The organism is Lignipirellula cremea (assembly GCF_056501455.1).
The window spans coordinates 4,120,384-4,135,594 of the sequence record NZ_CM151415.1 but is presented as its reverse complement, the minus strand read 5'-3'; the positions used below and the strand labels follow the sequence as shown (position 1 = coordinate 4,135,594).

Annotated in this window: 9 protein-coding genes; 4 read left to right on the top strand and 5 right to left on the bottom strand. The window is 67.0% G+C overall.

Annotated elements, in window-relative coordinates:
- Window positions 1–63: 63 nt before the first annotated feature.
- The 3 genes from SH602x_RS16260 (at window position 64) to SH602x_RS16250 (ending at window position 7,518) form a co-directional block, all read left to right on the top strand.
- Window positions 64–4,992 carry a c-type cytochrome domain-containing protein gene (locus tag SH602x_RS16260; protein ID WP_479473308.1) on the top strand — a complete coding sequence of 1,643 codons (4,929 nt, stop codon included), beginning with the start codon at window positions 64–66 and terminating at the stop codon, window positions 4,990–4,992.
- 46 nt (window positions 4,993–5,038) lie between these two features.
- Window positions 5,039–5,785, top strand: a complete 747-nt coding sequence (locus SH602x_RS16255) for an RNA polymerase sigma factor (RefSeq protein ID WP_479473307.1) — start codon at window positions 5,039–5,041, stop codon at window positions 5,783–5,785.
- 119 nt (window positions 5,786–5,904) lie between these two features.
- Window positions 5,905–7,518 (top strand): serine/threonine-protein kinase, encoded by a 1,614-nt coding sequence (locus SH602x_RS16250; protein WP_479473306.1) that lies wholly within the window; start codon window positions 5,905–5,907, stop codon window positions 7,516–7,518.
- Window positions 7,519–7,600: 82 nt separating this feature from the next.
- Here the strand turns inward: SH602x_RS16250 and SH602x_RS16245 are convergent, their stop codons facing one another.
- Window positions 7,601–8,905 (bottom strand): DUF1501 domain-containing protein, encoded by a 1,305-nt coding sequence (locus SH602x_RS16245; protein ID WP_479473305.1) that lies wholly within the window; start codon window positions 8,903–8,905, stop codon window positions 7,601–7,603.
- Between the two features lie 315 nt (window positions 8,906–9,220).
- The gene (locus SH602x_RS16240; protein WP_479473304.1) at window positions 9,221–9,661 is read right to left on the bottom strand and encodes a YidH family protein; all 441 of its coding nucleotides are present in this window, start codon (window positions 9,659–9,661) and stop codon (window positions 9,221–9,223) included.
- A 270-nt stretch (window positions 9,662–9,931) separates the two neighbouring features.
- Here SH602x_RS16240 and SH602x_RS16235 point away from each other — a divergent pair, with 270 nt between their 5' ends.
- Window positions 9,932–10,945: a zinc-dependent alcohol dehydrogenase family protein gene (locus tag SH602x_RS16235; RefSeq protein ID WP_479473303.1), complete on the top strand. Its 1,014-nt coding sequence runs from the start codon at window positions 9,932–9,934 to the stop codon at window positions 10,943–10,945.
- Between the two features lie 25 nt (window positions 10,946–10,970).
- Here SH602x_RS16235 and SH602x_RS16230 read toward each other — a convergent pair whose 3' ends face one another.
- The 3 genes from SH602x_RS16230 to SH602x_RS16220 all read right to left on the bottom strand — a co-directional run bounded on the left by SH602x_RS16230 (window position 10,971) and on the right by SH602x_RS16220 (window position 14,808).
- On the bottom strand, window positions 10,971–12,647 hold the full coding sequence (locus SH602x_RS16230) for a hypothetical protein (protein ID WP_479473302.1): 1,677 nt from the start codon (window positions 12,645–12,647) through the stop codon (window positions 10,971–10,973).
- A gap of 578 nt (window positions 12,648–13,225) precedes the next feature.
- Complete coding sequence (locus SH602x_RS16225; protein WP_479473301.1) at window positions 13,226–14,191, bottom strand: hypothetical protein; 966 nt, start codon at window positions 14,189–14,191, stop codon at window positions 13,226–13,228.
- Entirely contained in the window at window positions 14,188–14,808 is a 621-nt protein-coding gene (locus SH602x_RS16220) for a 5-formyltetrahydrofolate cyclo-ligase (RefSeq protein WP_479473300.1), read from the bottom strand. Before SH602x_RS16220 ends, SH602x_RS16225 begins: the two co-directional genes overlap by 4 nt.
- Window positions 14,809–15,211 lie beyond the last annotated feature (403 nt).

Genomic DNA, 15,211 nt, shown 5'->3' with positions numbered 1-15,211 from the left:
CTCACGCCCTCCGCTCGCCGAGAATCGACGCTCCCCGCCCTGCCCCTTCGATCGGCATTCGCCATGTCCTTCCTTCGCCGACGAATTCGCTTCGCCGCGCTGGGCCTCGCAAGCCTGTTCGCGGTTCCGTTCGTGTCTCCGTCGCAAGCCGCGCCGATCGCGGTGGAAGAACCGGCTCCCGGCGCGGAGGCGTCGTTCGAGAAGGACGTTCTCCCGTCGCTCAGGAAGAGTTGCCTCGCCTGCCACTCCGCCAGCGAACAGCAGGGGGGTCTCGTGCTCGAAACGCCCGAGGCCATGCTGAAAGGTGGCGACACCGGGCCCGCGATCGTGCCGGGCAAAGGCGCCGAGAGCCTCCTGTTCCTCGCCGCCTCGCATGCCGCCGATTCGGTCATGCCGCCCGAAGGGAACGACGTCGCGGCGGCGAACCTCACGCCGAAGGAGCTCGGCCTGCTCAAGCGCTGGATCGACTTCGGCGCCAAGCCCGATGCGGCGAGCGCGGGCGCTACGGTCATGAAGTGGCGGCCCCTTCCCTCCGGCGTCCATCCGACGCTCGCGGTTGCGCTGACTCGCGACGGCCAGATCGCCGCCTGCACCCGGGCGAACCGCATCTACCTCTACCACGTTCCGACCGGCGGCCTGATCGCGCAGCTCGACGATCCGGCGCTGTCGACCGTCGACGGCGGAGCGCCCGGGATTGCGCATCGCGATCTGGTGCAGTCGCTCGCCTTCGATCGCCAGGGGGAGCTGCTCGCCTCGGGCGGCTTCCGGGAGGTCAAGCTCTGGCGGCGGCCCCGCGACGTGGAACGCCTGAAGATCGAGTGGGGCGGCCCTATCGCGGTCGCCGCGGTCAGCCCCGACGCGACCCGCATCGCCGTCGCCGACGCTTCGGGAAAGGTCCGCATCTACGCCTCTGCCGACGGCGCGGTCGTCGCGAAGACGGCGGGTCACGCCGCGGAAGTGAAATCGCTCGCGTTCTCGGGCGACGGAAGCCTATTGGCCTCCACCAGCGTCGACGGAGCCGTGCGGCTCTGGAACGCTGCCGACGGAATCCTGGCAGGCGCCGTGCATGCTCCCGTCGGCGTCAACGCAGTCGCCTTCGTCAGGTCGGCGGCTCCCGCTGAAGGGATGCCTGCTCCGCCTGAGGCGCTGGTCACAGGAGGCGAGGAGAACCTGCTTCGCACGTGGGACGTGCCGACCGATCTGCCTTCGAAGCTGCAGACTCCTCTGGCGCCTGCCGTGCTCGCTGCGTTCTCGCATGACCGGACGCTGCTCGCGACGGCGACCGCGGAGGGGAAGCTTCGCGTCTCCCGCGTCGCGACGCCGGAAGGCGCGCCGCTCGATGAGGAAGTCGCCACGCTCGACGTCGCGGGCGGAGTCGCGGCAATCGCCTTCATGGGACCGACCGCTCCTCCGGCGCCGGCTTCGCCCTCCGATGCCGCAGCGACGCCGTCGGCAGCGCTCTCGCTCGTCGTCGCGACGAAACAGGGGCAGGTTCAGGTGGCGCCCCTCGCGAATCCGACCGCCGTTTCGGAGTGGCGGGGAGGATCGGAAGCGCTGACCGCCCTCTCGGCGACGCCTGCCGGGGACTGGGTCGCGACCGGATCGTCGGACGGGTCGATCGATCTCTGGCGGATGACGTCGGCGACCCCCGCGACGCCGGGCGCCTTCGCCGGGCGTGCGGCAGAAACCGTTCGGCTCAGTCCGTCGCGGAAGCTCGTCCTGACGACGGGCCTCGTCGACGGCAAACGATCGGCGACGGTCTGGGACGCTGCTTCGGGGCAGCCCCGACAGACAGTCGTCCTGCCCGACGCTGCCGGCGCCCTCGTCGCGATCTCGACGAACGACGCGCGACTGGCGATCGTCGGCGCCGACGGCTCGCTCCGTACGCTCGACCTGACGACGCCGGAAGCGAAGAAGATTTCCGCTCATCCTGCGATCGCTGCGAGCGCCGTCGCGCTGGCGCTGAATCCCGACGGGACGCAGGCGCTGCTCGGCTTCCCGGACGGAGCGCAGAAGCTGGTGAACGTGCCGGACGGCGCCCTCCTGTCGGAGTCGAAGGGGCACACGGCGCCGGCGCTCGCGATCGGCTTTCGTCAGGGGCAGACATGGTCCGTCGGACGCGACAAGTCCGTTCGCTTCTGGAATCCTGCCGACGGCGCCCAACTGCGGGCGATCGATCTGCCGGCAGTCCCGACCGCGTTCGCGATGACTGCCGACGAGAACCGTATGGCCTTCGCGCTGGAGGACGGCAAGGTCCGCATCGTCAACGCGGCGGACGGCGGCGTGCCGGTCGAACTGCTCGGGCTCTCCAAGCCGGCGAAGCAGATCGCCTTCTCCGCCGACGGCACGCGGGTCGTCGCGAATTCCGACGGCGGCGAGGTTCGCGTCTGGGATGCGGCGACGGGTCGAACGCTCGAAGCGTTCACGGAAGCGGGCGTCGTCGGGGCGACCTTCCTCGAAGCGAACGACCGCCTGCTCCTGGCGTCGGGCGACAAAGGCGTTCTGGAGCGATCGCTGCGGTTCGTGAGGCGGATCGAGGGGTCGACGCAGCCCGTCGCGGAACTCGCCTTCACGTCGAACGGCCAGCGACTCTACTCGCTGGCGAAGGACGGCACGCTGCGAGCTCACGAAGTCGCGACCGGCGCCCAGGCGCTCGCCACAGGACATGGCGCCGCGGTTCGGGACCTCGCCGTTTCGCATGACGAAACCGCGCTCGCGACGGCAGGCGAGAACAACCAGGTCCGCCTGTGGCGGAGCGACGGCGGACAACTCGGCGTCGGGGCGATCGGTAATCTTCCCGGCCCTCCCGTCGCTGTCGCTTATTCCTCCGACGCGACGCGCGTGGCGATCTCCCTCGGCGGCCCTACTCCGCAGACGCAGGTCTTCGACGTCGCGACCGGAACCCTGCTGGAACGCCTTCCTGAGCCGGCGGAGCCCGCTCTCGCGCTGACGTCGACTGCGGGGAACCGCGTCATCGTCGCGGCGCCTTCAAGCAGCGTTCGTTCGACGATGAGAGCCCGCAAAACGATCGCGGGACACACCCAGCCGATTACGTCGCTGGTCGCCGATCCTGTCGACGCTCAGCGCGTCTGGTCGGGCAGTCGTGACGCGACCGTTCGCCGCTGGAACCTGGAGAACGGCCAGGCCGACGCGACGTTCAATCATGGCGCCGCCGTCACGGGGGTCGCGATTCATCCGACGGGCCAGCGGCTGGCGGCGTCGGGCGAGAACGGAACGATCCGGCTGTGGAATCGCAACACGCAGCAGATCGCCGAAATGCGGGGCGACATCCGGTTGAAGAACGCTCACGCCGACGCCCAGAGACATCGCAACGCCTCGAACAGCCGGCTGGAACTGGCGAAGCGTCTGCTCGACGAGGCGGAGAAGGACGTCCCGCTCAAGACCGAGGCCGATCGCAAGATCGCCGAAACGCTCGCGGTCGCGAACAAGGACGTGGCCGACAAGACGGCCGCGCTCGAAACGCTGAAGACCGCCAAGACGGCAGCGGAGAAAGCGGCGATCGACGCCGCCGCGGCTTCGAAGCTGGCTCTGGCCGCGAAGGAGCAGGCCGAGAACGAGGCCAAGCTGGCGACCGAGTCCGTCCGCGGCGCCCAGGAGCGTCAGACCAGGCTGCAACAGGCGGCGGCAGCGCTCGGCGACCCGACGACCATGCAGGCGAAACTCGATCAGGCGAAGACCGAACTCGAGGCGTTGCAACAGGCCGTCGCGCAGAAGACCGCCGCGATTCAGGCGCCGACGCAGGCCGCCATGACCGCGGCGACCGCCGCGGACGAAGCCGCCAAGAAGGTCGCCGAAGCGCTGAAGCCCTATACGGAAGCTCTCGCCGCCCTCGAGAAGGCCGCGGCTGCGCAGAATCTCGCCTCGCAGCAGAACGCGATCTCCGCCCGGGAACTGAAGGAGGCGCAGGATCTCGTGCCCGTTCGCAAGCAGGAGGCGACCGATGCCGAGGCAGCGCTGAAATTGGCGGACGAAGCGCTCGCGGCGGCGGACCTGAAAATGAAGGAGGCCGAAAAGCCCGCCCGCTCGATCGCCTTCTCGCCCGACGGAGAGACGCTCGTCACGGGAGGCGACTTCGGGTCGGTTCATGCATGGGACGGCGAGACCGGCGCCGCGCTCGCGGCCTATGCCGGTCACGCGGCGGCGGTCTCGAATGCCATGTTTGCCGGAAACGATTCGGTCGTCTCGGCGTCGGCGGACGGTACGCTCCGCGTCTGGGCGGCTCAGCCCGGCTGGATTCTCGAACGGACGATCGGCTCCGTCGACGATCCCGCGACGATCGTGCATCGCGTCACGGCGGTCGACTTTTCCGCCGATTCGCAGCGCCTGCTCGTCGGCAGCGGAGTCCCCTCGCGCAGCGGAGAACTCGCCCTCTTTCGCGTCGCAGACGGTGTTCGCGAATTCCATCTGCCCGCCGCGCATGACGACGTGATCTACTCCGCCCGCCTCTCTCCCGACGGCAGTCGCATCGCGTCGTGCGGAGCGGACAAGTACCTCCGCTCGTTCGACGTCGCCGCGGGCCAGCAGATTCGCCGTTACGAAGGGCATACGAACTACGTCCTCGGCGTCGACTGGAAGAGCGACGGGCGCACCCTGGCCAGCGCCGGCGCCGACGCCGCGGTGAAGGTCTGGGACGCCGCGACGGGCGATCAGCAGCGGACCATCGACCAGGGCTACGTGAAGCACGTCACCGCGATCCGCTTTCTCGCCGATCGCGACGAGTTCGTTACCTCGGGCGGCGACCGCCGGGTTCGCATGCGGAACTCGGCCAACGGAGGCGACGTCCGCAACTTCCCCGAAGCGAAGGCCTGGCTGCATGCCGTCGACGTCACCCCGGACGGGACGGTCGTCGCAGCGGGCGACGCCGAGGGGAGGCTCTATCTCTTCAACGGCCAGAACGGCCAGCCGCTGCACGTGCTCGAACTTCCCTCCGAAGGCGACGCCCAGGCGACCGCCGACGTCGCGGCGAAGTAAGAGCTTCGCTGGCGAAGGAATCCATGCAGCGGAATAGAATGCCGGCATGGACGATGCGCACGCCTATCCGTCGGACGACATGCCGGGCCGTTTCGCCACGACCCGCTGGAGCGTCGTCGCCGCGGCAGGCGACGCGGACAGCGCCGAACGCCGCGAGGCGCTCGAAGAACTCTGCCGGAGTTACTGGTATCCCGTCTACGCCTTCGTTCGCGGTCGGATCGGCTCGGCCCAGGATGCCCAGGATCTGACGCAGGCCTTCTTCGCGCACGCGATCGAAAAGGGAACGCTCGCCAAGGCGGACCCGACGCGAGGACGCTTCCGCACCTTCCTGCGGGCGGCCATCTCGAACTTTCTCGCCGACGAACGGGCGAAAGCGAATGCCGCCAAGCGAGGCGGCGGACAGCGGACCTTCTCCCTCGATTTCGCGGCGGGCGAGTCGCGCTACCTGCGGGAGCCGTCGCACGACTCGACGGCCGAGCGGCTGTACGACCGACGCTGGGCCGTGACGCTGATCGAGCAGGCGCTCGCGACGCTCGAACAGGAATGGACTCGGGCTGACAAGCGAGCGGCGTTCGAGATTCTGAAGCGGACGATTTCCGGGGTCGGCGACGGCGAGGACTACGAGCACGTCGGAGCCGAACTCGGCGTCTCCTCCGTCGCGGCGAAGCAGGCCGCCTATCGCCTCCGCCGGCGCTACCGCGAGATCTTTCGCGAAGAGGTTCGTCGCACCGTCGCGGACGACGAATCGATCGACGACGAAATCGCCCGGCTGATGGAGTCGCTGGGCGACTGAACCGGGTCCGATCGCGGCGATTCCCCGGCGCCGCGAAGATATTCAGCGAGTGCGCGTTACGCTGCAACGGAAAAGCCGTAAGGAAGAGCGAGAACCCTCCTCGACCGGATCGCCGAACGATGTCGACCTCGCTTTTCTGCCCGCAGTGCCACTCCCCCGTCCCCGCCGACGCTCCGCAGGGGATCTGCCCCCGCTGTCTGCTGCGTGCCGGGCTCGCCTCCGATTCGCTTGCCGGCGATCCCTCCGTCGCCGCGACGGCGGGACCGGACGGTCGTTTCGAGCCGCCCAGCGTCGAGGAATTGCGCCGGCTCTTTCCGCAGCTCGAAATCCTGGAACTGCTCGGCCAGGGCGGCATGGGGGCGGTGTTCAAGGTCCGGCAACCCGGGCTCGACCGGTTCGCGGCGTTGAAGATTCTGCCCCCGCAGGTCGGACGGGACGCCGCCTTCGCGGAACGCTTCAAGCGGGAAGCCCGGGCGCTGGCCAAGCTCAGCCATCCGGGCGTCGTCGGCGTCTACGACTTCGGACAGGCGGGATCGCTCTGCTGGATCCTGATGGAGTACGTCGACGGCGCCGATCTTCGTCGGGCGATGAAGGCTTCGCTCTCGCCTGCGGAGGCGCTGGCGATCGTGCCGCAGATCTGCGACGCGCTGCAATATGCGCACGACGAAGGCGTGGTGCATCGCGACATCAAGCCGGAGAACGTGCTGCTAGACCGACGCGGTCGCGTGAAGATCGCCGACTTCGGGCTGGCGAAGCTGCTGGGACGCGAGTTACCGCAGCCGTCGCTGACCGCCACGCGCCAGGTCATGGGCACCCCGCGGTACATGGCGCCTGAGCAAATGGACGGCTCGGAACGGATCGACCACCGCGCGGACATCTACTCCCTCGGGGTCGTGTTCTACGAACTGCTCACGGGCGAGACGCCCGCGGGCAGGTTTCCGCCGCCGTCGCAGAAGGCGCGGATCGACGTGCGGCTGGACGAGGTCGTACTCCGCTCGCTCGAGCGCGAACCCGAACGGCGCTGGCAGCAGGCCAGCCAGATCACGAGCGAACTTCGTACGATCTCGGAGAAAGGCGAAGGAGCGTTCTTCGCCGGCGGGTCGCCCCACGCTTTCCCCGTCGCCGAAGCGACCCCGTCGCTTTCCCTCGCCGTCTACGTCATCGCGGTCGTGAACCTGTTCACCGCGGTAGCGCTGATGTTCGCGATCGGCGGCGATCCGGAGCCGAACCTGATTCCGGAATCTGCCGGAGCGATGTGGAGGAGTTGGGAAACGGTCAGCATGTATCTCGCCTACGCGCTCTACGCGATTACTCTGCTGGCAAGCGTCGGTATGCTGCTTCGCCAGCCGTGGGGACGCTCGCTGACCGTCGGAACCTGCTGGGCTTCGCTCGCGATGCTGGTCACCGATATGCCGTACGTAGCTCGTTTTTATGTCCCGCTGAGCTACGAGGAGATCGTGGCCGACGTGGCGGCTGAAGGAATCGCGCCGGCTGAGGCGGAGTTCGATGTGGGGTTGATCGTGTTAGCGTTCTACACAGCCTTATTCGCAGTCACTCTGACCTGGCTGCTGTTCCAGGTCGTCTATCTCAGCAGGCAGAAGATCGTCGCTCAGTTCGACGGACCCGCGGGGCAGCGATCGAACGCCCTCTCCCACGCGCTCGTCTGGGCGCCTGCAGCGGGACTGCTGTCCGTCGGAGTCGTCGCCTACGCCATTCTGCTGATGACGGCGTGAACTTCGGCCGCGACGAAAAGCGCGAGAGACCGGGAGGTCTCTCGCGCTGACGAACGAACGCGGCCGATCCGATTCGATTCGGCTAAACCAGTTCCGGAATCGGCTTGCCGTTCTCGATCAGGTAGGTCGGCCGTCCCGACTGGTTGGTGAACTGCATCCGGCGGTCGATGCCGAGGACTTCGAAGACGGTCGCGAAGAGGTCCTGCGGCGTGATGGGCGTCGTCTTGGGGACGTCCGCTTTCTCCGCCGATTCGCCGATCACCTGCCCCATCTTGAGTCCGCCGCCCGCGAGCGCGAGCGTGCTGAGCGGAGCCCAGTGGTCGCGTCCGGCGCTGCCGTTGATCTTGGGAGTGCGTCCGAACTCGCCCGACACGACGAGCAGCACGTTATCGAGCTGGCCGCGCAGGTGAAGATCCTCGACCAGGGCCGAGATAGCGCGATCGATCTCCGGCCCGCGGCGGTCCATCTCCGTCTTGATGTTGCTGTGCATGTCCCAGCCGCCGTAGTTGATCGTGACGAAGCCGCAGCCCGCCTCGCACAACCGCCGGGCCTGCAGCATCTGTTCGCCCAGACCCTTGCCGTAGCGATCGACGACGCGGGGATCTTCGTACTTCAGATCGAACGCCTGCTGCGACTTGCTCAGGATCAGGTCGAAGGCCTGCTTCTCGAAGGAGTCGAGCCCCTCCATCAGCTTGCTCCGGTCGATGTCCCGGCGGACGTTGTCGATGCCGGCGAGCATCTCCCGGCGGTCTTCCAGCCGCGCCCGATCGACGACCAGGGACATGTTCCGGCGCGCTTCGCCCGCGGGATCGAACGCGCCGTAGGCCGCGCCCAGGAAAGACGGCCCGTCGGCGTAAATTCCGCCGAAGCGGACGTAGGTCGGCAACCCCGTCTCGGGATGATTCGTTCCTCGAACGCGAGCCAGAATCGAGCCCAGGCTCGGACGATCCGGCACCGCGCCGTTATCGGCCAGACGGTTGTCGTAGCCGGTCATCACGTAGTGCGTGCCGCCCGAGTGGCCGCTGTTCGTGTGGGCGAACGAGCGGACGATCGCCATCTTGTCGGCGACCTTGGCCGTTCGTTCGAAGTTGCCGCCGAACGTGACGCCCGGGAGCGAGGTCGGAACCTCGCCCGTGACGCTGCGATATTCCGACGGCGCGGTCATCTTCGGATCGAACGTTTCGATCTGCGTCGGACCGCCGCTGAGCCAGAGCCAGATGACGGACTTCTCGGAGAGCGACCGGCCGGAGGCGACCGATTCGGCCCGCAGTTGCATCGTCTGGCCGAGCGTGACGGCCCCCATGCCCAGCGTTCCCACTCGCAGAAAATCGCGGCGAGAACTCCCCTCGCAGTTCCCTCGCGTACGACCGAACTTGAAGTCGATCACGTCAGAGTCTCCTATCGGATGGCGGAGCGGGCGGGGAGCCGTCCGGCGGCGCCGGACGACTCATCGAGGCAGGTCGATTGTTTTATAGAGATCGACCGCCTGGACAGCAACAATTAAATCGCCTGCCTTGCGACCATTTTTACGGGGCGACCGAGCACGTTAGCTCACGAACGATTCGAGAGGCTTACGAACCGATCGCAGGACGTGCATGCGATCGAGGCATAGCCGAAGATGGCGCTCCGCCCTCCGACCGTTACGCCGGATGCGAACCGGCGCGCGGAATCAGGCGACCCGCCGCGAGAGCGAGCCGACCGGCTACGCGGCGCTCATGAGATAGATGCCGAGCGCGGCGCCCAGGACCGACATCGTCACCGCCAGCGCGAGCGGAAAGAGCGATCGCCTCGCGAAGCCGGTGCGATCGTCGCGGAATCGCCGGAGAAACTGGACGTGCTCGACGACGGCGTAGACGTTGATCGTCGCACCGACGGCGACCAGCGCCGTGCCGATCAGCGCCGACCAGACGACGCCCGTGCGCGGCTCGCCGTGCTGCATCTCCGCCATCTCGCGCAGGAACAGCCCGAACCGTGCGACCAGGAAGCCGAACCCCATCATCGCCACCGACGTACGCACCCACGCGAGCAGCGTCCGTTCGCCGGCGAGATACGTGCGTTCGCCCGCCAGGCGCGTCCGGGCCTGATCGCCCGACTCGCTCGGAACCGTGAGGTCGTCTTCCTCGGGCAGCAGATCGTCGGACATGGCGCGGGTCAGCGTGAACGGGGATGAAGCGAACGATTCGTCGCCAGGCGTTACGATACCCTACTGGTCGATCAACCTCTAACCGTCAGGTTCGATCGCTCCCTGTGCCATGCCCACATCTCCGAAGGAAGGGTGGGCATGCTTCAGGGCCGGCCGAACCTTGCATGCCCACCCTGCTGGCGCGATGTGGGCATGGCACACAGGACGGTTGACCATGTCGGACCACTACAGCCAGTTCCGTTACGGCGCCGAGGCGCTTCGAGGTCTGCGATGCGAGCTTACGTTTACGAACGTTCCGGAGATGCCTACGCCCTGGCGATGCGCGAAACGCCGCCGAAGACTCCCGGACCAGGCGAGGTCAGCGTTCGCGTCCACGCCGCCTCGCTGAACTATCGGGATCTCATCGCGGTGCGGAACAAGGCGGGTCGCGACGTCGCGGGACGCATTCCCCTGTCCGACGGGGCGGGCGAAGTCGTCGCGGTCGGCGAAGGGGTCGCGAACGTGCGACCGGGCGACCGCGTCGCCGGCTGCTTCTTCCAGACCTGGGAGAGCGGCCCGTTCGAGATGTCCGCCCATAAGAACGATCTCGGCGGGACGCTCGACGGGATACTGGCCGAGGAGGTCGTTCTGCGCGCGGGTGGAGTCGTACCGATTCCGTCGTCCTACTCGTACGAGGAAGCCGCGTGTCTACCCTGTGCCGCGCTCACCGCGTGGCAGTCACTGGTCGAACGAGCGGCTCTGCAGAAGGGGCAGACCGTCCTCGTGCTGGGGACCGGCGGCGTCTCCGTCTTCGCCTTGCAGTTCGCATCCGCGATGGGCGCCCGCGTGATCGTGACGAGTTCCAGCGACGAAAAGCTTGCGAAAGCGAAGAGGCTCGGCGCGGCGGAAACGATCAACTACCGCACGACGCCGGAGTGGGAGAAGGAGGTCGGACGCCTTACCCAGGGGCGCGGAGCCGATGTCGTGATCGAGGTCGGCGGACCAGGCACGCTCGGCAAATCGCTCGCCAGCGTCGCGCCGGGGGGAACGATCGCGCTCATCGGCGTGCTGACGGGCTTCGGTCCGCCCGACACGACGCTCTTCCCGCTGATGGCGAAGAACGCCAACCTGTGCGGCATCTACGTCGGCAGCCGATCGCATTTCGAGGCGATGAACGCGTTTCTCGAAACGCAGCCGCTGCGTCCCGTCATCGATCGCGTCTACCCTTTCGCCGACGCGGCGAAGGCGTTCGACTATCTCGAGACCGGCGACCACTTCGGAAAGATCGTCGTCGCGATCGACTGACGATCAGAACCCCCGAAGCAGGACGTCAGGGAACGCTCCACCCCTCGACCGCGAGCAGCGGCAGCAGCTTCTCCACGGTCTCTTCTTCGCCGGCAGAGGCGGCCCGCTCCCAATGGTCGCGGGCCTGATCGGCCTTGGCGCCGGCGTTCTCGAGCGCGTAGATCGTGCCGATGACGATCTCCGCGTTGGCCGAACCGTCGTTGAGACTAGCCTCCGCGAAGAACTTCGCCAGGCCGCCCGGCAGAGCTACCGGCGCCCAGCGCTTGTTCTCTCCCGCGACGCGAACGACGACCAGTTGCGGAGTCGCTTCCACGAGCGAGAAGGACGTTCCTGCATAATCGAGCGGCACGCCCGTCGTCGTCCGCATCGAGCCGGTGACGACGGCGACCCAGAACTCGCGGAACTTCTGCGTGAGGAGTTGAACCGCCTGGATCTTCTGCTCCGCCTGCGATCCCTCGAACTTGGGCAGCAGCGCGGCGATCTTTTGCTCCGCCTGGGGCACCTCGCGGCGAATCAGCATTTCGCGAACCTCGGCCAGTTCCGCGTTCACTTCCGCTTTCTCTTCGTCGGTCAGTTCACGGCCCATCGGCTCGGCGCCCGGCGTCGTTTCCGTCATCGCGACCGACACCGCGGCTTCGGGATCGTATTCGTACCCGAACTTCTTTAGCGTCGGCTCGACGAAGAACGGATCGTCGGGCGCAGCGGCCGCGGCGAGTTCGGGGTCAGCCTCGGGCATCGCCGCCGTGAACGGATCGGCCGCAGGACTACCCGTCTCGGGCATCGCCGGATCCTCCATCGTCGGGTCCGCCGTTGCCGGATCCTCCATCATCGGCTCTTCCATCGCCGGATCAGCTTCGATCGGTCGACCGAACCCGCCGCCGTCTTCGGCGCCGACCGCGATCGTCGCCGGACCGGTGGCTTGCGAAATGACCGGTTCGGTTTCTCGGGGCGCTGCGGGCGCGGGATTAACCGCGGGTCGACCGCCGGCCTTGTCAGGATCGACGACGGCGACGACCTCGTCCCCGAACATCTGGAAGGCGACCATCGCGCCGAAGGCCGCTCCCCCGATGGCGAGCAGAAACACGATGCCGATCGCGGCGTAAGCCAGCGCGCTCGGCTTCTTGCGTCCCGCAACCGCCCGACGTACCTGCACCGGGCCCGTAGCGTCTTCCGCTTCCGACATACCCTTGGGCCCGATGCCCTTGGACGGGGCGCCTTTCGGGCCGATGCCTTTCAGACCGGCCGGACGGGCAGGTTTCGCCGGTTTGGCGGCGCCGTAAGCTGCGCTCCAGGCGGCCATCGGATCGTCGTCGTCGTCCGATTCCGCAGGCTCGTCGTCGTAAGCGTAGGAGTCCGCCTCCGCTTCTTCCTCAGCCGCCTCGACGAACGCGGACGACTCGACGGAGTTCGCTTTCGCTTCGTCGCGGGCCTTTTTCTCCGCGAGCAGGCGCTTGATGTACGCCTTCCGCGTCTCCGGATCGGAGAGGACCTCGCGTGCGGTTTCGATCTCCCCGACGAGCTGCTTCCATTCCAGCAGGTTCTCGCCCGGCTTATTCGACTTCACCTTCAGCGTCGCCCGCTGAGCCGCCTTGGCGATCGCCTCTGGATCGGCGACGTCCGTCTTGATCCGCAAAATGTGGAAGTAGTTCGGCTTCTCGATATCCGCGGGAAGACCGAGCCACTGACTATACGGATTAAACATTCGTCGAATCTCCGCTGCGGGGACGCCGTCCGTTTCGGTTTGGACGAATCGGAAACCGGCGGCGTTCCGTAAAACGACGCGAGTCTTTTATGAAACGCGATGGATGGGTAAACGTCGCGTCACGAGTCCGTAAAAGATCGTGACGGCGAAGGGGCGATCCGTGGAACGCCGGGGTTCAGGCGGGCGATCAAGGCGGGAATTCAAAGGCACTCCGGAGGCATCCTCGCGATCGCCGATCAGGGCATCGCGAGGGAAACCATTCCGGTGAGCGGATGGGCTGCCCCTGTTAGTTACTCTCAGATGGGCGATTCTTGCCGGAGCGTTCCGAAAATAATCGCAAATCGGGGGAGTCGTTCCGTCGCCGCGTGGATCCGCGAAGGAATGCGCGACCCGCAATCGCTGCTTCGGCGATGCTCCTCCGTACACAAGTCGCCGCTAAGCGCTCCCAGGGCGAGGGGTTCGTGCCGCTCGAAGTGCAGGCCGCAGTTTACCTTACCCGGCGCCCGCCCGTCATCCGGTATTTTCGATGAAGACGGAATACGCCGCCTTAGTCGTCTTCGCCGCGGCGGCTGGCGGAGTCAGGTATTTTGCGCGGCGCCCCGCTCCGCCTCGGGCAGCAGGTAGATAAAGTTCTTGCCCAAGCGACCGTTGTAGTTTCCGGCAGAGATGAACCGCAGGCCCGGCGTCGAGCGGCTCTCCTCGATCGCGGACTGCATGGAGCGGGAAATCGTTTCCAGATCGGGCCCGTTGATCACGATCTCTGCGATGGAGTTCACGCCTTCCGGCACGCCCGACGCTTCGCCCAGCTTCTCCCGCAGGCTGGGGCAGTACTTCTCGTACGTGCTGGCGAACAGAAACTTGTACTGACTCCCCGCTTTCGAGGCGCTGGCCGCGACGCCGCCCGGGAAGGGTGCAATCACGCCGTGCGACCGGTCGACGCCGACCATCCCTCGCTCCGCTGCTTCGACCGCGGCCTCCTCGTTCTCGGCCAGGAACCACAGATTCCCGCCCATGATCCCCTTCCGCCAGGGGAAGCGGCGGTCCATGACGAACTCGCCGGACATGATCGGGATGATCCAGACGTCCCGGTCGAAACGCCGGTCGCGGTACTCGTGCTTGTCGCCGAAGAAGCTGATCTTCCGCCCCAGGCGGAAGTAATCGGGCGAGTCGGTCCAGCCGAAGCACCGTGCCGTCGGACAGGTCAGCACGTTCTGGCTCATCCGGACGAGCAGCGACCGCTCGAGCAGTTCCGCCGCGTTCTTCTTGAACGCCGGAACGTGAAATTGCAGAACGGCACAGGTGCGTCCGTCCGGCGAGCGAAGCTCCGGATCGTGTCCCGGCAGATGCTCCGTCCCCGGCCCGCCGTAGCGGTCGACGGCCGCCTCGCAGTCGCACAGGATCGTGCTGGAGGCGTTCCCGGTCGCCGCGTTCGCGGCATGAGTCAGCCAGCGGAGATTCGCGGCGGAAACGAGAACCTCCGCGAAGACGCTGCGGAACGCTTCCGCGTACGTGTCGACGACGACCGCCTGCGATCCGTCGCTCATTCCTTCGCCCCCGCCCCGCCGCCTTGACGTCCCCGCCCTACGTGGACGGTCGATTCGGTCAGGATCAGGTCCATGAAGACGTCGTGCTCCTGCGTCGGGATCTCCGGAAAGACCTGGCAATCGAACGCCAGGGCGATCAGCGGCGTGTCGGGTTGGGCATGCTCCAGCAGCTTGTCGTAATAGCCCATGCCGTGCCCCATCCGGGCGCCGCGGGGGTCGAACGCGACTCCCGGCACGACGACCAGGTCGAGCTCTTCGACCGCGACTCGTTTTTCCGGAACGGGACGCAGATCTTCTCGCGGTTCCAGGATCTTGTACATGCCGACGGAAAGCTCCTCCATCGACTCCAGCAGGAAGAGTTCCAGCTCCCCCTCGACGCAGTACGGCACGACGATCCGCTTGCCCGAGGCGAGGGCGTCGGGCAGCGCGTGCCGCGTCTTCACCTCGGTCCGGACGTCGATGTAGTACATGACCGTCTTCGCCGCCGCGTATTCCGGCCGCGCGACGAGTCGTTCGACGATCCGCTGACTGACCTCTTCCTTGTCCGGCTGGGCCTTGCGATTGGCGTGGGCCTGCTCCCTCAACTGGTTCTTGCGTTCCTGCAGGTCGAGGCTCATCGTCAGGTTCCGGCGGGCGGCGAAGGAGGTTTGAACGGTCGCGTCGCGAGCGCCCTCAGAATACCGGACTTCTGCCTGAGGAAAAGGCGCTTCGGCGCCGGTCGGCAGTCCGGTCAGGCGAGCCCGATAGAAAAGTGTCGCCTTCGGAAGTGGATAACGCGTATCGTTCCTTCGGCGGGGATAAGCGCCGGCCCAGGCGTCGCGGTCGAGATTCCGGATATCGACCCTCGACTGGCCCACGACGACCGCGCGCCCCCGCCAGCCGACGTCGGCCTTTTTCGTACACCAGTTCGATGAAGTTATCTGCTTCGAAGAATTCCTGCTCGACCGCGGCCAGCCGCCGTCGAGCAGGTTGGCCCCGATAGCTCCGCTATCGGGGTCGACGAAGTCGACAAGAGGATGG

What these genes read in the sequence shown, in the direction of transcription:
- SH602x_RS16235 (WP_479473303.1), top strand. Translation starts at nt 9,932, where the DNA reads ATGCGAGCTTACGTTTACGAACGTTCCGGAGATGCCTACGCCCTGGCG.
- SH602x_RS16260 (WP_479473308.1), top strand. Translation starts at nt 64, where the DNA reads ATGTCCTTCCTTCGCCGACGAATTCGCTTCGCCGCGCTGGGCCTCGCA.
- SH602x_RS16240 (WP_479473304.1), bottom strand. Translation starts at nt 9,661, where the DNA reads ATGTCCGACGATCTGCTGCCCGAGGAAGACGACCTCACGGTTCCGAGC.
- SH602x_RS16220 (WP_479473300.1), bottom strand. Translation starts at nt 14,808, where the DNA reads ATGAGCCTCGACCTGCAGGAACGCAAGAACCAGTTGAGGGAGCAGGCC.
- SH602x_RS16250 (WP_479473306.1), top strand. Translation starts at nt 5,905, where the DNA reads ATGTCGACCTCGCTTTTCTGCCCGCAGTGCCACTCCCCCGTCCCCGCC.
- SH602x_RS16255 (WP_479473307.1), top strand. Translation starts at nt 5,039, where the DNA reads ATGGACGATGCGCACGCCTATCCGTCGGACGACATGCCGGGCCGTTTC.
- SH602x_RS16225 (WP_479473301.1), bottom strand. Translation starts at nt 14,191, where the DNA reads ATGAGCGACGGATCGCAGGCGGTCGTCGTCGACACGTACGCGGAAGCG.
- SH602x_RS16230 (WP_479473302.1), bottom strand. Translation starts at nt 12,647, where the DNA reads ATGTTTAATCCGTATAGTCAGTGGCTCGGTCTTCCCGCGGATATCGAG.